The sequence below is a fragment of the Aquirufa echingensis genome (assembly GCF_042714525.1).
Classification (GTDB): Bacteria; Bacteroidota; Bacteroidia; order Cytophagales; family Spirosomataceae; genus Aquirufa; species Aquirufa echingensis.
In genome coordinates this window covers 302,229-321,594 of record NZ_JBBKYA010000002.1, presented here as the reverse complement: position 1 = coordinate 321,594, position 19,366 = coordinate 302,229, and the positions used below count along the sequence as shown (strand labels likewise).

Annotated in this window: 15 protein-coding genes; 7 read left to right on the top strand and 8 right to left on the bottom strand. The window is 40.3% G+C overall.

The annotated features are described in order from the left end of the window. Positions 1-9 precede the first annotated feature (9 nt). The 5 genes from porN (at position 10) to priA (ending at position 6,534) form a co-directional block, all read left to right on the top strand. On the top strand, positions 10-912 hold the full coding sequence (gene porN / locus SKC38_RS04030; RefSeq protein WP_377975317.1) for a type IX secretion system ring subunit PorN/GldN: 903 nt from the start codon (positions 10-12) through the stop codon (positions 910-912). 211 nt (positions 913-1,123) lie between these two features. After that, positions 1,124-2,593 carry a pyruvate kinase gene (gene pyk, locus SKC38_RS04025; protein ID WP_377975316.1) on the top strand — a complete coding sequence of 490 codons (1,470 nt, stop codon included), beginning with the start codon at positions 1,124-1,126 and terminating at the stop codon, positions 2,591-2,593. 16 nt (positions 2,594-2,609) lie between these two features. Beyond that, positions 2,610-3,380: a lysophospholipid acyltransferase family protein gene (locus SKC38_RS04020; protein WP_377975314.1), complete on the top strand. Its 771-nt coding sequence runs from the start codon at positions 2,610-2,612 to the stop codon at positions 3,378-3,380. A 2-nt stretch (positions 3,381-3,382) separates the two neighbouring features. Further along, the gene (gldD, locus tag SKC38_RS04015) at positions 3,383-3,988 is read left to right on the top strand and encodes a gliding motility lipoprotein GldD (protein ID WP_377975312.1); all 606 of its coding nucleotides are present in this window, start codon (positions 3,383-3,385) and stop codon (positions 3,986-3,988) included. Positions 3,989-4,032: 44 nt separating this feature from the next. Continuing rightward, on the top strand, positions 4,033-6,534 hold the full coding sequence (gene priA / locus SKC38_RS04010; protein ID WP_377975310.1) for a replication restart helicase PriA: 2,502 nt from the start codon (positions 4,033-4,035) through the stop codon (positions 6,532-6,534). Here priA and SKC38_RS04005 read toward each other — a convergent pair. The 3 genes from SKC38_RS04005 to SKC38_RS03995 all read right to left on the bottom strand — a co-directional run bounded on the left by SKC38_RS04005 (position 6,531) and on the right by SKC38_RS03995 (position 12,445). Then, positions 6,531-7,256, bottom strand: a complete 726-nt coding sequence (locus tag SKC38_RS04005) for a nitroreductase family protein (RefSeq protein ID WP_377975308.1) — start codon at positions 7,254-7,256, stop codon at positions 6,531-6,533. The genes priA and SKC38_RS04005 overlap by 4 nt on opposite strands. Positions 7,257-7,355: 99 nt before the next feature. Next, the gene (locus SKC38_RS04000) at positions 7,356-9,155 is read right to left on the bottom strand and encodes a RagB/SusD family nutrient uptake outer membrane protein (RefSeq protein WP_377975306.1); all 1,800 of its coding nucleotides are present in this window, start codon (positions 9,153-9,155) and stop codon (positions 7,356-7,358) included. A gap of 35 nt (positions 9,156-9,190) precedes the next feature. After that, positions 9,191-12,445 (bottom strand): SusC/RagA family TonB-linked outer membrane protein, encoded by a 3,255-nt coding sequence (locus SKC38_RS03995; protein WP_377975304.1) that lies wholly within the window; start codon positions 12,443-12,445, stop codon positions 9,191-9,193. 235 nt (positions 12,446-12,680) lie between these two features. Here SKC38_RS03995 and SKC38_RS03990 point away from each other — a divergent pair, with 235 nt between their 5' ends. Beyond that, entirely contained in the window at positions 12,681-13,253 is a 573-nt protein-coding gene (locus SKC38_RS03990) for an adenylate kinase (RefSeq protein WP_377975303.1), read from the top strand. A 126-nt stretch (positions 13,254-13,379) separates the two neighbouring features. Beyond that, positions 13,380-14,462, top strand: coding sequence for a GTPase ObgE (gene obgE, locus SKC38_RS03985; protein ID WP_377975735.1), 1,083 nt, complete (start codon positions 13,380-13,382; stop codon positions 14,460-14,462). 50 nt (positions 14,463-14,512) lie between these two features. Here the strand turns inward: obgE and SKC38_RS03980 are convergent, their stop codons facing one another. The 5 genes from SKC38_RS03980 to SKC38_RS03960 all read right to left on the bottom strand — a co-directional run bounded on the left by SKC38_RS03980 (position 14,513) and on the right by SKC38_RS03960 (position 18,912). Then, complete coding sequence (locus SKC38_RS03980) at positions 14,513-15,415, bottom strand: SDR family oxidoreductase (RefSeq protein WP_377975301.1); 903 nt, start codon at positions 15,413-15,415, stop codon at positions 14,513-14,515. Continuing rightward, the gene (hemC, locus tag SKC38_RS03975) at positions 15,412-16,347 is read right to left on the bottom strand and encodes a hydroxymethylbilane synthase (protein WP_377975299.1); all 936 of its coding nucleotides are present in this window, start codon (positions 16,345-16,347) and stop codon (positions 15,412-15,414) included. Before hemC ends, SKC38_RS03980 begins: the two co-directional genes overlap by 4 nt. Beyond that, a complete protein-coding gene (locus tag SKC38_RS03970) occupies positions 16,334-17,461 on the bottom strand; it encodes a DNA polymerase III subunit (protein WP_377975297.1) in 1,128 nt (375 codons plus the stop codon). Before SKC38_RS03970 ends, hemC begins: the two co-directional genes overlap by 14 nt. Positions 17,462-17,486: 25 nt before the next feature. After that, positions 17,487-18,599, bottom strand: coding sequence for a putative sugar nucleotidyl transferase (locus tag SKC38_RS03965; protein ID WP_377975295.1), 1,113 nt, complete (start codon positions 18,597-18,599; stop codon positions 17,487-17,489). Between the two features lie 70 nt (positions 18,600-18,669). Then, entirely contained in the window at positions 18,670-18,912 is a 243-nt protein-coding gene (locus SKC38_RS03960; RefSeq protein ID WP_315576023.1) for a type B 50S ribosomal protein L31, read from the bottom strand. Positions 18,913-19,366: the final 454 nt, after the last annotated feature.

Sequence of the window (19,366 nt, the reverse complement as noted above, 5' to 3'; positions counted from 1 at the left end):
ATGAATCGTATGAAATTAGTAAATAAGTGTTTGTTGTTATTGGTATTGACTGTTTTGGGTTTTGTCGCTCAAGCACAAGAAAAGCCTTTGCCACCAAATCAAAATTCTGTTCGTCCTATTGATGAATCAAGCATTCATTACAAAGCGCGTTTGTGGCGTCGCATGGATTTGAACGAGAAAATTAACCAACCTTTTTTCTCGGTTAATAATGAGATCTCAAAGTTTATTTTGGATTGGGTAAAAGCGGGTGTTTTAACTCCTTATGCAAACGATTCTTTGTTGACGAAATTAACGCCAGAGCAATTTCAAGATAACTTGAAAATGGAGGAGCAATCGGAGCAGGCTGCATTATCTGATGCTGAAAAAGCGGCAGGTTTTGGTGCTGAGGGTGCTGCGCCAAAGACTGCAGGAACTGATGATGGCTGGGGTGGAGCTGCAAAACCTGCAGGAGCACCAGCTAAAGATGCTTTTGAACAAAAGCCAGCTGTTGCAGCAGTATCGTACTATTTCCCTAAGGAATTGTCGATTTTAGAAATTCGTGAGGATGCGATTATTGATCGTCGTCGCTCTCGTTTATATTTCGATATTCAATCCATCAGCTTGATTATACCAGCATCAAAAACGAAAGCGGGTTTTGATAAAGCGGTTGCGTCATTCCGTTATAAGGATTTATATAAATTGTTCCGTTCGAATCCGAATTGTATTTGGTACAATTCAGAGAATGAAACGCAGCACAAAAACATGGCAGATGCTTTCGACTTACGTATGTTCCAAGCGCGTATCATCAAGAAAGGAAATGTCGAGAACAAGTTTTTGACAGACCTTTATGGAGGAGAAAAAGAAGGTTTGATGATGTCTCAATTGCTCGAGTATAAGTTACTTGAAATGGAGCATGACATGTGGGAAAACTAATCGTAAGAATTACAAATGAAAGGAGCTCAATTGAGCTCCTTTTTTTATGCTTCTTGTTGCATAGGATAAAACGAGTAAAAAATTAGATGCAAGGAGTGATATGGCATTGAATTCTTAAATTTTTACAAAAAATCGGGTTTATTATCTTGATTTAATTCCATTTTTTGCCGACTTAAATGTAAATTGCAAAGTAATTTGACTAAACTAATCTATGTCGTACCAACGCAAAACAAAAATTGTTGCCACTGTAGGCCCAGCATCTGAAACAAGAGAAGCTTTAATCCAATTAGCTCAAGCAGGAGTGAATATTTTCCGTCTAAATTTTTCTCATGGAACGCATGAAGATCATTTAGCACGTTTACAGACTATTCGTTCGATCAGCGATGAGTTAGGTTTGAATCTAACCGTTTTACAAGACTTACAAGGTCCAAAAATTCGTACGCAATTAGTGGAGAACAATGGCGTGCCTTTAGAGGCAGGAAAGCAATTGATCTTTGCGATGGATGAAAACCTTTTGGGAACATCTGAAAAGGTTGGAACGACTTACACTTCCATGTATTTAGACGTAAACGTAGGTGAGCGTATTTTGATGGATGATGGTAACTTAGAAGTTAAAGTACTTTCAATTGATAAAGAGAAAAAAGAAGTTGTAACCGAAGTTATTTATGGCGGAATTTTGAAGTCGAAGAAAGGTATTAACCTTCCTGGAACGAAAGTTTCGTTGCCATGTTTGACTGAAAAAGATACGGCCGATTTATATTTTGGTTTAGATCATGGTGTTGATTGGATCGCATTATCATTTGTACGCAAGGCATCTGATATTTGGGATATCAAAGATAAAATCAAAGCTTACGGTAAAACGGCGAAAGTTATTGCTAAAATCGAGAAGCCAGAGGCGATCGATAATTTAGATGAAATTATTGAGGCTACGGATGCAATCATGGTTGCTCGTGGTGACCTAGGTGTTGAAATGGACGGTGCTGTTGTTCCTTACCTTCAAAAAGTAATGGTTGAGAAATGTACGGCAGCTGGTAAGCCTGTTATTGTGGCTACTCAGATGTTGGAGTCCATGATTACAAACCCAGTTCCTACACGTGCTGAGACATCTGACGTTGCGAATGCCGTATTACAAGGTGCATCGGCAACGATGTTATCAGGTGAATCTGCTTCTGGAGCATATCCTATCAAGGCTGTTGAGACAATGGCTCACATTCATGAAGTTGTAGAGGAACAACAAAACGCGATCGAAATCGTTCGTGGAGACGAGGCTGCGATTTATTTCAAAAATCACGCTTTGGCAAATACACCTAACGTAACGTTAACAGATCGTTTGATCTCGGGAGCATGTCGTTTGGCGCGTGACTCGAAAGCAAAAGCAATCCTTTGCATTACAAATTCAGGACAAACTGCGTTTAAATTATCTGCACACCGTCCAAAAGCTGATTTGTATGTATTTACAAACAATAAGCAGTTGATGTCAACAATGGGCTTGTTATGGGGTGTGAAAGTATTCTATTACGATGCTGCATCTGAAAGCGCTGAGAAAACTGTTCAAGGAATGGTTGATCGCTTGAAAAAAGAACAATTATTATCGGTTGGCGACGTTTTTGTAACAACGCTTTCCATTCCTGCGCATACGACAAAGAAAACCAATACGGTTCAATTAGGTATCGTAGAATAAATTTCAGGGTTTACCCATGAAGAAAAAAAATCCTTATTTATCAAATCCGCTAATCGGTCTATACTCTGTATGGACCGGTTTTTGGTTTATTGGCTGGTTTCTTGCCCTTTATCCATTCATGGTAATCTGTTTGCAGCATAAGGATACCAAGCGCTATGCACACAAATTGGTTCGTGTTTGGTCACGTTTATTTTTTGCCTTTGGATTTTTGCGTTTTGAGGTAATATCTGAACAAAAATTAGATCCCAAACAAGTCTATGTTTTCTGTGCGAACCATTTTTCCTATTTAGATATTCCTGCTTTTGTGAAGATTTTGCCCAACTATTTTTCATTTGTTGGGAAGAGTTCGATCCAAAAAGTGCCTTTGTTTGGCTATTTATACGCAAGATTAAATATCCTAGTAGATCGTAATGATCGGGGTAGTCGGACCGCAACTTTAGCCAAATCTATTCGCGCGCTGCAATCCAAAAGAAGCATTATTATTTTCCCAGAGGGAGGGATTACGTCAAAAAGTTTTCCTTTTATGTCGACTCCATTAAAGGATGGGGCATTTGCGATGGCGATTCAGCAACAGGTTCCCGTATTGCCGATTTCCTTTTTGAATAATTATCAATTACTGGACGACGCGAAATTCGTTCTGAAACCAGGTGTTGTTCGTGTGCGTATTCATGCGCCCATTGATACGAAAGGAATGACACAAGAAGATTTACCTGTTTTACGTGAGCAGGTTTTTCAAGCAATCCAAAAGCCTATTTTGGATTACCACGGAGTCGATATGCCTCAATAGTTATGACGAAATACCTTTGTTTGCTCGGACTAGTTATTAGTTTATTTGCTTGTAATCAAGAGCAAGTAGGTGATGTTCCCCGTCCCAAAGGTTACAATCGGATTGATCTTCCTAAGGCCCAATACGTTTCTTTAGAAGCAGGCCATCCCTATCAATTTGAGGTTTCAAAATTCGCTCAAGTGATTCCAGACACCGTTACAATCGGGAATAAAAAAGAAGTCTTTAAAGCCGAACCACATTGGATTTATTTGTACTATCCAAGCTGGGATGCTTTTATTCAAATTACCTATAAACCACTGGGAGGAGATAAACAAAAAATGAAGGCGCTGATCAATGATGCATTTGCCTTAGCATATAAGCATCAGGGAAAGGCTGCCGGAATTCATGATTATGTCATGACTACCTCAGATGGTAGAAAAGCGGGATTGATTGAATTAAATGGGGAAGTAGCGACTTCCTTGCAGTTTTTTACCACGGATAGCACCAAACATTTTTTACGTGGAGCAATCTATGTAAAAACAGCAACCCAAAACGATTCCTTAGCCCCGATAATCCGTTTTCTGAAGCAAGATGCGCTTCATTTAATTCAAACACTTTCTTGGAAATAGTAACTTGTTCGGTTCCTGAACTTTCTGTTTATTTGTAGCTTATTATGGGGGAATCTAAGGTGCTTTTTGAGTCGGAAGAATCAACAGTTTTTGTTGATGCATTACTCCCATTGCCTATTCCACGCTATTTTACCTATCGCGTTCCCCGACAATGGGCTACCTGGGTTGAGGCGGGCCTCCGTATCGTAGTTCCCTTTGGAAGTACCAAAGTGTTGACGGCCGTTATTGTCAGTGTTCATCACCAGCCTCCGAAACAATACCAAGCGAAATACATTTTAGAGATTCTGGATGAATCCCCGTTGGTTACGGCATCTCAAATTGCCTTATTTCAATGGGTGGCTAATTATTACATGTGTTACCCAGGTGAGGTATTCCAAGTAGCTTTGCCAGCAGGACTCAAAATTTCGAGTCAATCGAAAGTACAAATACATCCCGAATTTCAAGCAATTCATGAATTAACGGAAAAGGAAACGATTATATTTCAAGCGATTCAAGAAAAAGGATCCCTTTCCTACGATGAGGTTGCGCGGGTCGCGGAAGTAAAAAGTCCTTATCATCACATCAAAGCGATGGTGGGTAAGGGGGCAATTTTGATTTTTGATGAATTAAAAGACCGATATACGCCAAAGGTTCAACGGCGTATTCGACTCGCTCAAAATTATGCGAATAAAGGTGCTATTACGACGCTGATAGGTGAATTAGAATCCAAGACCAAGCAAATCAGTATTCTCTTGCATTATCTGCAGTACATACCTGTCATGCGAGATGCGGAAACGAACCAACGTGGACTCGAGAAATCGAGTTTCACCCAAGCAGGCTTGTCGGAAAGTGCTTTGCAAACACTCATAAAACATGGGATTTTTGAATCATTTGAGACCATCGTTTCTCGGTTTGGGAGTGATTCCGATGATTTTATTCCTGCGAGTTTTGATTTAAATGCTCCACAGGAGAAAGCATATCAGTCGATACTCCAACAGTTTCAAGAAAAGGAGACTGTGTTATTGCATGGTATCACAGGAAGTGGCAAAACGGAGATATATATCCGATTAATACAAGAAGCCTTGGCCAATGGCGATCAGGTGCTGTATCTGTTGCCTGAGATTGCTTTAACTACTCAAATTGTTGCCCGATTGAAAAAAATATTTGGGGAGCAGGTGGGGATTTACCATTCGAAATTCTCGGATAATGAACGCGTGGAGGTTTGGAAATCCATTGTAGAAGGAAAATATCCATTTGTGGTGGGTGTTCGTTCATCCGTGTTTTTACCATTTTCGCGTTTGGGCTTGATCATTGTGGATGAGGAACATGAGTCTTCGTTTAAACAAGTCGATCCAGCACCGCGTTACCATGCGCGTGATGTGGCGATGGTGCTAGCGGGCCAACAAAAAGCCAAAGTGCTCTTAGGTTCAGCTACTCCATCCATAGAATCCTATTACCAAGCAAAGCAGGGGAAATATGGTTTGGTTACATTGACGGAACGCTTTGGAAAGGCCACATTGCCCGAAATGACCTTGATTGATACCAAATATGCGACCAAAATGAAGCAGATGAAGGGCGGATTTTCGGTGGATTTGGTTACGATGTTGGATGAGAATTTTCAGAAAGGAAAACAAAGCCTTTTATTCCAAAATCGAAGAGGCTATTCCCCTTATATTCAATGTCAAGATTGTGATTGGATTGCAGAATGCAATCAATGTGATGTGAGTTTGACATATCACGCCAAAGATCAAGAATTGCGCTGTCATTATTGCGGCTATCGCGAGGGTTTATTACGTCGCTGTGGGGCATGTGGGGGGACGAATCTAAAAACGATGGGCTATGGGACCGAAAAGTTAGAAGAAGAGCTTCAATTGCTTATTCCTGATGCGCGTATTGGTCGGATGGACTTGGATACCACGCGCTCCAAAACGGCTTTTAATAGTTTATTGGCTGAGATTCAGTCGGGAAATATCGATATTTTAGTAGGTACCCAAATGGTGGCTAAAGGGCTTGATTTTGATGGCCTTTCTACTGTAGCCATTTTTGATGCGGATCGTATTATCAATTTTCCGGATTTCAGGGCGCATGAGCGCGCGTTTCAATTAATCACGCAGGTGGCCGGGCGAGCCGGTCGGCGAGATGAGCAAGGCCAGGTGTTTATTCAAACGAATCAACCATCTCACCGATTGTTCCAATTCATTCAATCGGGAGATTATGCTGCCTTGTATGCGGATGAGATTGTGGAGCGGGAGGGATATCATTATCCGCCCTTTGTTCGCTTAATTAAGTTGACGCTTCGCCACATGGAATCCAATCAGGTAGAGAAAGCCGCACATGAATTAGGTGCGATACTAAAGGCTAAATATGGTCATGGACGGATTTTGGGTCCGGAGCGTCCCTTAATTGAACGTATACGGAATCAATTCGTCATGGAAATTCTAATCAAATTGGAAAAGGGAGTATCCTTAGCCCAATTTAAAGTGGATCTTCGCTTAGTTCTTGATGAGTTACCAAGCAAACCTATTTTCAAAGGCGTGCAGGTGATACCCGATGTGGATTGCCTTTAGTATTTAATCACGACATCGTTGTAAGGTAAACGGAAACGTTCTCCCCAAACACCTTCTTGCATACCTTTCCCCACCGAAATAATCATGTTGATTTCTGCTCCTGAAGGCAAATTTAATGCCTTTTTAACACGAACGGCATCAAACCCTTCCATAGGGCAAGAGTCAAAACCCTCGGCGGCAATCGATAACATGAACGTTTGTGCGGCTAAAGCACACGATTTGTGCACCATGACGCGTTGGTCTGCTTTTCCCCCAAAACGCATGAATGGTTTACGTATACCCATGAAGAAACACATGGATTTCCGGATGAGCGTGAATATTCCGAAGATATCTTGTCGGTAAAGCAAGGGCATCAATTGGCCATAATACTGCAAGCCTCTTTTTTCTCTTTTACCAGGTTCTTTGCCTTGAAGGCTATTTTTTATTTGATCAAGATTCCATTGGGCATGTTGTTTCCAATGATCTTGACGTGTGACGAATACAACTAAGTGAGCGGGATTTTTAGCCGCTGATTGTCCTAAACATAGGGCATGGAATTCAGCTTTTTTCTCAGGACTGTGAATCCAATGAAATTCCCATAATTGCATATTGCTACTGTTGGGAGATAATATGGCACGTTCTAAACTGCGCTGAATAACGGAATCGTCTACAGGGATATTTACGTCAAAGAGGCGATTTGATCTTCTTTTTTGGATGATTTGCTCAAATTGTTCAGCTAGCATAGAGGGTATAATTTATTCAAATATAGGTTAATTCTTGTCGAGATTAAATAAAAAAAGTCAGGACCGAAGTCCTGACTTTTAAACAAAACAAAAAACGAATTAATATCCAGGATTTTGCTTCAAGGTAGCTGCACCTGCTTTTTGTGAATTTAGAATCTCATCGTTTGGCAATGGGAAATATTCATTTCTTCCTACTTTGAAGTTATCTTTTTTACCTGCTAAATAACCTCTTTTGTTATAGGTTCTACCTGTTAAGTCCGTGCCATTTTTAGACTCTTCTTCGATGTATTTTTGAAGATATGGCTGAGCGATACCCCAACGAACTAAGTCGAAGAAGCGGTGACCTTCCATAGCAAACTCTAAACGGCTCTCCATGCGAACGGCATTTTGTGCATACTCTTTGCCTTTTGAAGCGAATGTACCTGTAGGATAAGGGTTCACTACATAATTCACACTTGCATCTTGAACAGATCCCGTTTTTGCACGGTTACGAATCAAGTTGACATATTTTTCAGCTTCACCTAAATTACCCAATTCAACTTCACATTCCGCTAACCAAAGAATAACGGATGACATTTTCAACAAGCGGTAATTGTTGTTAACCGCACGTTTACTTGTTGAGTGAGTAGAGCTTCCTTCGTCTGCTAAATAATACATCCATTTTTTACCGATGTAAGGACCTGAATAGTTTTGGTTACGGATCCAATCATAGCCTGGCATTTTACCCCAGTCTAGGAAGTTTACACCACGACGACCTACTGTCCAATCCAAGCGAGGATCTACCGGTACATCTTTCTTCAAATCGAAAGCTTGGTTTGATTTCAAGCCTTGATCGTTAGGTAAATCAACAGCATTATAACTGTCAGCTGTACCATCTGCTTTCGAACCAATCATCGGTAAGCCATCTGCATCCGTTTTGAATGCATTCACTAAGTTTTGTGATGGCAAATAGAAACCACAACATCCACGACCTGGTGAGTTGGCTGAATATGGCCAGTTCAAGTTATCACCAGCGTTACCATTATTACCAGTAGAACCATCATTCACAGAGAATTCCACTTCGAAAATAGATTCTGCATTGTTGTTCGTAATGTTACGGTAGTTGTCATGGTAATTTGGCATTAATTTTTTACCAGAATTATTGTAGACATCTAATAACAATGTTTTCGCCTCAGCATATTTTGCAGGATTCTTAGATGCTTGGAACATCATAGCCTTAGCTAAATACGTCTTAGCTGCCCACTTTGTTGCACGACCTTTTTGTGCTTGAGTAGCTGGAAGGTTATCTGCTGCAAATTTGAAGTCCGCCTCAATGTTCGCCCAAATGTCCTTGTCATTTGGAATTTTAGTTGAGTTTGGATCATCGCGTTTATATACATTCTCATCAATGTAGGGAACCATGTTCCACATTTTCTTTGCTTCAAAATGGTAGTGACCACGTAAGAAACGAGCTTCTGCAACAACTTGTGTTTTTTCAGCATCTGTCATGTCTTTTACATCAGCACTTTTGGCCAACATCAATGCTTCGTTTGCACGAGCAACACCATCATATGAATGTTGCCATTTACCTAAGAAGTACGTGTTATCTGAAAGCCAGTTGAATTGCTCGATGTACTCTTGCTCTGGCTGGTCACCAATATCCGTTCCTTTTACAGCATCACCGGAAGTAATACCGCCAAAAACGTAATTTGAAATTGTGGACTGACGTCCTGTATTTCCAGCACCTACACCATCCATAAGGGAGTAGGCTCCAATTAATAAGGCGTTTACACCATTCTTATTACTCAATGAAGTCAACGACGCGGCACCTTGTGGTTCAATTGCGAAGAAACTATCTGAACAAGAAAAGTTGACACCTACTGTCGCGACTAATGAAGCGATTATGATTAACTTTTTCATTTTATATCTGATTTATTTTCAAATGATATATCTAATTAAAATCCTACTCTTAAACCAACATTGTATGATTTAGCAACAGGGAATGCACCTTCATCAATACCCATGTGAATATCTTGATTGTCATTACCTGAAGTTCTCAAGTTGATGTCTGGATCTAAGCCTTTGTATTTCGTGAACGTGAACAAGTTTTGACCTTGAACATACACTTGTAAAGAGCTCAATTTGATTTTGCTTAAGAATACCTTCGGAACATTATATGTTAATTGGATATTCTTGATGCGCATGTATGATCCATCCTCTACAAAATAAGTCGAGATTTGTTGACTTGTTCCGTCTTGTGAGTTTAAGCGAGGAAGAAGTGCTACATCCCCTTGCTTTTTCCACGAGTTGTATAACATATCTTTTGAACGGTTACCTTGGAATGTGTTGAAGTCAGTCCAATATTTCAAGTAGTTGAACAATTCATTTCCTTGAACACCTTGAGCAAATACCGTTAAATCCCAGTTTTTATACCCTAGATTTAAGTTTAATCCATATGTGAAATCTGGATGCGGATTACCAATAATCGTTTTATCTGCAGCTGTGATTACACCATCGCCATTCACATCACGGAATTTGAAAACACCGGCACGCGTGTAAGTTCCAAACTTAGGAGCTGCTGCTGCTTCTGCATCATCCTTGATTACACCATCCACAATATAGCCATAGAAACTAGCAAGTGGTAATCCTGCCTTTGTAACTGAGATAGCTGGAAGACGCGTAGAGTATCCAAATACTGTTGCATTCGGGTCATCATTCAATTTTACCACTTTGTTTTTGTATTGACTGAATTGACCAGAGATACTGTAACGTAAATCTCCAATTTGATCACGGTAAGTTACGTTAATGTCAATACCTGTGTTGTTTACTTCTCCAATATTCACATATGGAATGGTTGCTGAACCTGCTGTTTTTGGAATAGGTACTTGCGTTAACATGTCAGACGTTGTACGTGTGTACCAATCTAAATTTACGTCTAATTTATTATTCCAGAAGCTTGCATCAACCCCAATGTTTGTAGATGTATTTGTCTCCCAACGGCCGTTTGTGTTTCCAAATTGCGCGACATCAAAACCGGTAGCAATTGAGTTACCTGAACCTGAAATATCGTATGCATTGTTGTTAGGATCGGGAGTAAATAATGTATATGCGTTATATACGTTTGGAATCAACTGATTACCCGTTTTACCCCAACCACCACGAACTTTCAATTCGTTCACAAAAGTTAAATCCTTCATGAATGCTAATTCTGTTAAACGAGCTCCTAAAGAAAACGCAGGGAACACACCATAACGATAATCAGCAGCAAAACGAGATGAACCATCACGACGCAATGTAAAGTCGGCTAACAATAAATCTTTGTAAGCATAGTTTACTTTTCCGAATTGTGAGAATAAGGCTGTAATAGTTGCACCAGATCCAGCATTAGATAAACCTGCTGCCGAACCGTTATTTAAATAACGATAGGATAAATCATCAAATGCAAAATTTGAACGTGCTGCATTAAATCCAAATGCATAGGTAGAAACAGATTCCGTACCTACTAATACATTCACTGTATGATCCCCTAAAGTTTTGTTGTAATTCAAGGTGTTAAACCAAGTTACCGCGCGATCATAGTTGTTATAAACCGTTAAGCTGTTTGAAGAACGTGGTTCAGCTGCTTCAATATCACGGTTTAAATAAACCGATTGATTCGAGTTGTTATATTCGAAACCTAAACTTGTACGAGCTTTCAAATCTTTGATGATTTCAACTTCAGCAAAAACGTTTCCAAAGATGTGAGAACCTTTTGTTGGGTTATCTTTCTCTCTCCATTGGCGTGCTAATGGGTTAGGAGCATTTCCTAAATTAGAACCTCTAGAACCCGCAAATCCGTTTAAGTCAGATGTATTTGTGCCACCTAAGCCACGAGGGCCACCCGTGATATCAAATACAGGAATGATTGGCTGAATACGAATCGCAAACATGATCGGATTGGATTCGTTGTTGTTTCCTGATGGAACACCAATTTTCTCATCATATGTTACAGTAAAGTTTTCACCAAAAGTTAATTTCCCTTTTTTGAATTCTGTATTTGCACGAACAGAATAACGAGAATATCCCGTATACTTTAAGATACCATCCTGATTGAAGTAACTTGCTGAAATAGCATATTTACCACCTTTAGTGCCACCTGTAGCACTTAATTGGTAGTTGGAGATTTTAGCTGGGCCAAAAATCGCATGCTGCCAATCCGTACCTTCTTTGTTTGATTTTGAAATATTGAATGCTGTTTTTCCTAAGTTAGGATCAGCAATATTATTTGTGTAAGTGTAGTTAGCTGGAAGCTCACCAAAAACGTTTGGATAGATATAATCTGAAATCGTTTGAGAACCATCTGCGCCGAAACGATACTGCGCTGAAGGAGAAGTTCCTGCTGGCTTTCCTGCACCAATTTCAGACTCATAATAGTATTGTCCTAATTCTTTTGTATTCAACAAATCAAGTGTTTTTCCCACATCTTGTGTTCCTGTATACATATCAAAATTGATTTTAGGCTCACCTTCAGAACCACGTTTTGTCGTGATAATCACAACCCCATTTGCTGCACGTGCACCATAGATTGAAGCTGCAGATGCATCCTTCAATACCTGCATCGATTCGATATCTGCTGGGTTAATCTGGTTCAATGTACCTTGAGTAGGAACACCATCAATAACATACAAAGGAGAGTTGTTGTTGATTGAACCAAATCCACGGATACGAACCATCGTTCCTCCACCCGGTGAATTATCATTACCAACAGTTACACCGGAAGCACGACCTTGTAACATTTGCGTTACAGATGCTGCAGGAACTGCATTAAGTTCCTTAGTACCTACAACAGTTACCGCTCCCGTAATATCTTTTTTACGTTGGGATGAGTAACCTGTTACGACTACTTCGCTCAATTGACTAACGTCTTCATCCAGTTTAACTGTGATGCTTGTACGATTGCCAACGGCAACACTTTTGGAAACATAGCCAACCGAAGTAATGACTAATTCAGCGTTTCCGCTTTTCACATTAATGGAGAAAGCTCCATTACCATCTGTTGTTGTTCCGGTAGTTGTACCTTTGACAGCAACAGAAACACCTGGTATTCCTCCGCCCTTGGCATCTTGGATACTACCGGTAACTTTTCGGTCTTGTCCAAAGGCCACCCATGATAGGGTTAACATGAAGGCCATTAGAAAGACCACTCTGCTTACGTAGAAATTGTTTTTCATAAAATATAAGGTTTGAGTGATAGTCGATGTAATACCAATCACGTCGACGTTGTCTAGCAATATATAAAACAAATTAACCCATGCTATACTGTTTTGTAATTATTTTTTGAAATTGTTATAAAATTTATGGAAAGGTTATGGTTTCTTAATAATCAGGTAATTAGCATATTCTTCATAGGTAAATCTCAATGCTTTGCGTAACTTTGTCTTTCGTTTATATTATAAAGAAAAGCTTATGTTAAACTTGGTTTTGTTTGGCCCTCCAGGTGCCGGAAAAGGAACTCAATCGGCGAAATTGATTGAGAAATATGGATTAATTCATTTGTCTACGGGCGATTTGTTGCGTGCTGAAATTGCTGCAGGCACGACCTTGGGCTTAGAAGCCAAAAAATTAATGGATCAAGGGATATTAGTTCCGGATGCTGTGGTTATTGGCATGATCGATAATAAGTTGAACGAAAATAAATCCGCAGCCGGCTTTATCTTTGACGGCTTTCCGCGTACTGTGGCTCAAGCTGCTGCATTGGATGAATTATTAACCCAACATGGCGTAGGGATTTCTCAAATGATTGCCTTAGAGGTAGCGGATGAAGAATTAACGCAACGTCTTTTGGAGCGTGGTAAAACTTCAGGAAGACCTGATGACCAAAACGAAGATTTAATTCGTAAGCGCGTACAAGAATATACCGAGAAAACAGCCCCTGTAACTGATTTTTATGCCAACCAAGGTAAATTTACAGGCATCAATGGAGTAGGAGAAATTGAGCAAATTTTCGCTCAAATTGTTTCCATTATTGAAGAGAAGTAAGAATTAAGAGGTAAGAGGTGTTGGATATGACTGTGGGCTAGTGACTAGTGACTAGTGACTAGTGATTTCGGCCCTTATCTTCAATACTCGAAAAAGATTTGCTAGTGACTAGCGACTAATGACTAAATTATGACATCAAATTTCATTGATTACGTTAAAATTAACTTGCGTTCTGGACGCGGTGGAAGTGGTTCATCTCACTTTAGAAGAGAAAAGCACGTTCCCAAAGGTGGCCCAGATGGAGGTGATGGTGGTCGGGGAGGTCATGTCTATATTGTAGGAAATAGTCAACACTGGACTTTACTGCATTTGAAATTTCAAAAACACATCATTGCCGATAATGGCAAAGGTGGCGAAGGTGGTCGTCGTTCAGGAATGGAAGGTGAAGATATTTTCATTGAAGTTCCTTTAGGAACGATTGTTAAAGATGCAGAAACCAACGAGTTTTTAGCTGAAGTAACAGAAGAAGGCCAAAAAGTCTTGTTATTACCAGGTGGTCGTGGCGGTTTAGGAAACACGCACTTTAAATCTTCTACCAATCAATCCCCACGTCATGCCCAACCGGGTGAAGCGGGTTTGGAGCGTTGGGTGGTTATGGAATTAAAAGTCTTAGCCGATGTCGGTTTAGTTGGATTCCCGAATGCTGGGAAATCCACACTTTTATCAGTTCTCTCAGCTGCTAAGCCAGAAATCGCCGATTACCCTTTTACGACCTTAGTTCCCAACCTAGGCGTTGTAGCTTACCGTGATTATAAATCATTTGTCGTTGCCGATATTCCAGGAATTATCGAAGGAGCCGCAGAAGGGAAAGGACTTGGTTTACGCTTTTTGCGTCACATCGAGCGGAATTCAATCCTCTGCTTTTTAATTCCTTCTGATGCAGAAAACTGGGGCGATGAATACAAGATTTTAGTGGGAGAGTTAGAAAAATATAACCCCGAATTATTGCATAAACGTCGCGTGCTCGTTGTTTCTAAAATGGATTTATCCATTCCCGAAATGGAAGAGGAGATGCGTGAAAGTCTTCCAAAAGACCTTCCTTTGGTATTCATTTCATCTGTTACGAATACTGGAATTCAAGAGTTGAAAGACTTACTTTGGGAAACTTTGCAAGAGGAAAATAAAGAGGTTGCCAAACAAGTGGAAAGCTCAATCGAAATTCTACCACAAGCGCCCATCGAAAATGATACTGAAGAAGAATTGGAATAGTTTAATCTTTATAATGCATAAAAAAGGTCGCCCAATTGGACGACCTTTTTTTATTGTATCTGGGTTGCCATCAAGGCAATTCCCTCGCTAAAAGTTCTCGGTTTATAGCCTAAAACCGATTTGGCTTTCGTTAATATAAAACCTGTTCTTGGAGGTCTTTTAGCTGGTTGAGAAAAGGTCGACGAATCAGCTTGCTGGATTAAATTCGTAGGTAAATGAAAGAATTCCGCCGTTTTAATCGCCATTTCATAGGGTGTTAATAGCTCCTCTCCTGAAATATTGAAAATACCTTCAGCTTCTTTCTGGGCGATTAGCCAACAGCCAATCGCGAGGTCCTCCGCTAGGGTAGGGGTTCTGAATTGATCGGTAACCACATTGATTTGCTTGCCTTCTTCTAGGGATTTTTTGACCCAAAGAATAATATTCGTCCGACTCATATCCGGGACGATTCCAAAAACCAATACGGTCCGCGCAATAGCCCATCGGATGGAGGATGCTTGAACAATTTGTTCTGCTCTTAATTTACTTTCGCCATAAACAGAGATTGGATTTGGAACAGCTTCTTCATCATAGGGTCCTGCCTCTCCATCGAAAATGAAGTCGGTTGATAAATGGCAGAGAAATGTGTCGTATTTTGAGCAAGCTGCTACGATGTATTCCACCGCTTTGACATTCAGTGCTTCGCATCCAACTAAATCACTTTCGCAGATGTCTACATTCGTCATTGCCGCTGTATGTATGACAATTTCAGGTTTGAAGGTAGCAAAAACATTCTCTACGGCTTGTGGGTCCGTGATGTCAAGTGAATGATAGGTATATCCATCTCGATTAGGCAAACGGTTTTCTCCTCGTGCTGTTGCGATCAAATTAACGGCCGACTCTTTGCTAAGTAGGTCAACTAATTTTTGCCCCAATAGGCCATTTGATCCCGTTATGAGAATGGTTTTTTTCATGATGCTAATTGTTTCCTGATATCTTGTAAAAGAGTTTGTGCACCTTGTCCAATTAAATTTTGAGCTACTGCTTTTCCTAGCTGTTCTGGGTTAGATCCTGTGGCAGATGCTACCATTTCAACTTCTCCTTTTAAGCCAAGGACCCCACCTCGTAAATATAGTCCGTCCTTATGTTGTTGTGCATGTCCATATACCGGAACACTACAACCTCCGTCTAATTGCGCTAATAAATGTCGTTCAGCCAACAAACAGGCTTCCGTTGCGTCATCATTGCAAAGTTTTCGTATAGATGCTGATAATGCAGGATCTAATCGGCTAGAGCTTTGAATAGCAACTGATCCTTGTCCTACAGCAGGTGTAAATGTTTCGATGGGTAAATGTTCAACAATATAAGATTCCATTCCCATGCGATGTACGCCGGCAAAAGCCAAAATCATTGCATCGCTAGTCCCACTCTTTAATTTTTCCAATCTTGTTTGGAGGTTACCTCGCATTTCCACCAAGCTATGTTGGGGAAATTCTTTCGCCATCATCGCGCGTCGGCGTGTGCTTGAAGTTCCAACAACAGCTCCTTTATTCGAAGCTAAACGGAAATCTGGATTTAGACTAAGAACCACATCATGCGCGGCTTCCCGTTTTGTAAAAGCGATTAATGGCAAATCTGCAGCCAAAGTAGACGGAAGGTCTTTTGCGGAATGTTGGGCAATATCTATTTCCCCATTTCGCAACATGGTCTCTAATTCCTCGGTAAATACGCCTTTGGCACCTATTTTGGAAAGCGAACGATCCAAAATTTTATCTCCGATGGTAACAATATCAACGATTTCTACCGTGTAGCCTGCATTTTCCAACAAACTTGCGATATGCCTCGCTTGCCACATGGCAAGTGCTGAATTTCGCGTTCCAATTCGGATGAGTTTATTTGTTGGCATTAGCTATTCGAATTATTTGTAAAGATAAATCCAAATGGATCATTTTTGCCCGACCATTTCTTTCTAAATGATAATGTGCTGTGGATACTTTTTCGCTTATTTTTTCAATGGATTGACGGTTCAACGTTTTGGAAAAATTGGCGATAAAAGCCTTCTCTTTTTCCAATGCTTTAATTAACGTTGGGGCTTCCGAAATTTGATATAAACATTGTCTGAAAATGTGCAATGCGTATTCCAATAAGCTTTTTTGGTCCTCTTTTGCGAGGCCATCGAATTGGTCGGCGAGGCCAACTAGCTTACTTAGATTCTTTTGATATACGGCACGCATCCAGTCGGCAAACCAGGTAGAAGTGCTTAAATTCTCCGACTTCGCCTTGTCCAAAGCCCAGGCGATATTTCCTTCGCAGCTGATCGCTAAATTTTGCGCATTTTCGAGGTTCGTTCCCGTTTCTTTGACTAAAAATTCAGCCAGAGATGCTTCGTCGACAGCCTGAATCGCAATGCGTTGCGTTCTAGATAAGATAGTAGTCAACAGCTTTTGGGCATCCGAACAAACTAATAAAAATAGGGTGTCACTGGGTGGCTCCTCTAAAGTTTTAAGTAGAGCGTTTCCGGAAGACAAATTCAGCGATTCAGGGTTCCAAATAATGACCACTTTGAAAGGAGCCTCGAAAGGTTTAAGGCTTATTTTGCCTAAGAGTTTTCGGGTTTCTTCGACCGGAATATTGCCTTGTTTGTTTCCTTCGGCGCCCATGGCTGCTAGCCATTCGGGTAATACGCGAAAGAGACCTCCTGTGATAAAATTACGCCATTCAGGTAGGAAGACATCGGATTCTGCCTCTTTGATCTTTTTAGTTGTAACACTAGGGAATAGGTAAACAATGTCTGGATGAATTCCTTTATGTACTTTTTGACAACTTGGGCAAGTTCCACAAGAATCCTCGCCTTGTCGGTTTGTACAGAATAAAAAGGACGTAAATGCCATTGCCATGGCTAATTGAGCACCACCCATAGGACCATGAAATAATTGGGCATGGGCAATGTGTTCGTTGAGAACAGATTGGCTCAATTGTTTCTTGGTTTGTTGTAATCCGGGGATGTCTTGAAAGCGCATGCGGTTTCCCTAAAAAATGAAAAAGCTAATTTCGGGCATTTGCTTCCTCTTTCCAAATTTGTTCGATGCTGCTGTGCAGATTTTCAGGGATTTCTTGTTTTTTGGCATGAATCCATGCCGTGGCATTTTCTGCTGCACGATCCGTCCGGTAGGGTGTAAAGTTTGGATACTCGCCCCAGGTTAAGGAAGGGATGAATTTGGGTAAAAATTGCGTGCCACTGATGTTGCAATGGTTTCCTACGACCGTTCCGGTGTTAAATTTGGTATGAATGCCTGTTGTTACGTAATCACCGAGCAGTATGCCAAAGGATTTTCGTCCCGTGTCGCGTTGGTTGTTTGTGGCGTAATTGTAAAGATGAACTGATTTTAAATCATTGCGCACATTAGAACAGGTAGTCAATGCGCCTAAGTTACAGAATGAGCCGATGACAGAATTGCCGATAAAACCTTCGTGTGATTTATTACTGTAAGGGAAAAAGATACTTGCACTGATTTCACCGCCTACTTTGCAGCCTAGGCCGATGGTTGTAAAGGGTCGAATTTTAGCACCTAGATTTGTCATGCTATCCTGCAAGATGGCTGCTGGTCCTTGGATGTAGGTTCCTATTTGTAATGTTACGTTTTTTCCGATGTAGATAGGTCCTTGGCTTGCATCTAATATTGATCCGGTAATGGATGAGCTAGGGTCAATGTAGCAGTTTTTGGAATTGATACATGTATTGCCGCGTTCAGCAAAATTGTTAAGGTCAAATATGTTCGGTTTGATTTCGTTGACTAATGCTTGACTATTGTTTTCGAGCAAATCTTCCGGGAATTGAATGAATGCGGGTCGGTCCTTGAGGTATATAAGTTGTTTATGTTCGCTTTGTGGACTCGAAGCTCGAAAAGCGATCCATTGACTTTCCCAATATAGGGCTGAGTCCGAGGGTAATTGAAGGATTTGTTGGATGAGATCTTCGCCCGGCAATACAGAACCTAGTATATAGGTATCTGACGAAAGGGTATTTTCAAAAGATTTCCATTTGGCTTCGATCGTACTAAGTCCTACCCATAGCTCGCTTAACTTTCTTGTATAAGTCAGCGGACGCATTTGTATGCTTATTTGTACATCATCAAGGAGTTGGCTTGTCTTCCACATCTTGCAAATAAACGGAAAAAGCCTCAACATGAAGACATGTGGAGGCTTTTTTTGTATACTGTAAAGAATACTAGTTCTTCGCGTAACGCTTGTTGAATTTGTCAACACGACCTGTTGTATCTAACAATACATTTTTACCTGTGTAAAAAGGGTGTGATTGAGAAGAAACCTCAAGTTTGTAAACTGGGTAAGTTGCTCCTTCGAATTCAGTTGTTTCAGTTGTTTGAACGCAAGAACGAGTTAAGAATTTGTAATCAGCTGATAAATCGTGAAATACTACTTCTTTGTATTCTGGATGGATATCTTTTTTCATTGTGTTTGTATAATGACGATTCCCTGCCGTCTGTTTTTAAATTAATGGAAAATCCCTGGGAATGGACTTCGTTTATTCGGGTTGCAAAATTAATTATTATCTACATAAATACAAATCATGCGCGTATATAATTTTCAATAAAATCAAAGCCTTGATGCCTCGAAATTTTTTTTCAAAAATATTTTATGGTACTTTTCTAAGAGGGATACTGCCATTGGATTTTCCTATGGCGCTATGTCATAGTGTATTTTAAATATGCATTTATTTTCATCCTTTTTAGCTTAGAAAAATGTTTGCATGGCCTCTCATTTTTTTCTAATTTTACATAGTGCCCAAGCCGCTGAAAGTGCTTCAATTTTCAGCTTACGAAAAGCAATAAAACAAAACCGCCAACAGACTAATTTTAGCCATAAAAGGGTCTGATAAAATTAAGAAAAAGCAAATTCTTAGGTGG

Bases quoted from the DNA above. Each gene is read 5' to 3' on its own strand.
- priA (WP_377975310.1), top strand. From the start codon at position 4,033: ATGGGGGAATCTAAGGTGCTTTTTGAGTCGGAAGAATCAACAGTTTTT.
- SKC38_RS03990 (WP_377975303.1), top strand. From the start codon at position 12,681: ATGTTAAACTTGGTTTTGTTTGGCCCTCCAGGTGCCGGAAAAGGAACT.
- SKC38_RS03995 (WP_377975304.1), bottom strand. From the start codon at position 12,445: ATGAAAAACAATTTCTACGTAAGCAGAGTGGTCTTTCTAATGGCCTTC.
- hemC (WP_377975299.1), bottom strand. From the start codon at position 16,347: ATGCCAACAAATAAACTCATCCGAATTGGAACGCGAAATTCAGCACTT.
- porN (WP_377975317.1), top strand. From the start codon at position 10: ATGAAATTAGTAAATAAGTGTTTGTTGTTATTGGTATTGACTGTTTTG.
- SKC38_RS03980 (WP_377975301.1), bottom strand. From the start codon at position 15,415: ATGAAAAAAACCATTCTCATAACGGGATCAAATGGCCTATTGGGGCAA.
- gldD (WP_377975312.1), top strand. From the start codon at position 3,383: ATGACGAAATACCTTTGTTTGCTCGGACTAGTTATTAGTTTATTTGCT.
- pyk (WP_377975316.1), top strand. From the start codon at position 1,124: ATGTCGTACCAACGCAAAACAAAAATTGTTGCCACTGTAGGCCCAGCA.
- SKC38_RS03970 (WP_377975297.1), bottom strand. From the start codon at position 17,461: ATGCGCTTTCAAGACATCCCCGGATTACAACAAACCAAGAAACAATTG.
- SKC38_RS03965 (WP_377975295.1), bottom strand. From the start codon at position 18,599: ATGTGGAAGACAAGCCAACTCCTTGATGATGTACAAATAAGCATACAA.
- SKC38_RS04005 (WP_377975308.1), bottom strand. From the start codon at position 7,256: ATGCTAGCTGAACAATTTGAGCAAATCATCCAAAAAAGAAGATCAAAT.
- SKC38_RS04000 (WP_377975306.1), bottom strand. From the start codon at position 9,155: ATGAAAAAGTTAATCATAATCGCTTCATTAGTCGCGACAGTAGGTGTC.
- SKC38_RS03960 (WP_315576023.1), bottom strand. From the start codon at position 18,912: ATGAAAAAAGATATCCATCCAGAATACAAAGAAGTAGTATTTCACGAT.
- SKC38_RS04020 (WP_377975314.1), top strand. From the start codon at position 2,610: ATGAAGAAAAAAAATCCTTATTTATCAAATCCGCTAATCGGTCTATAC.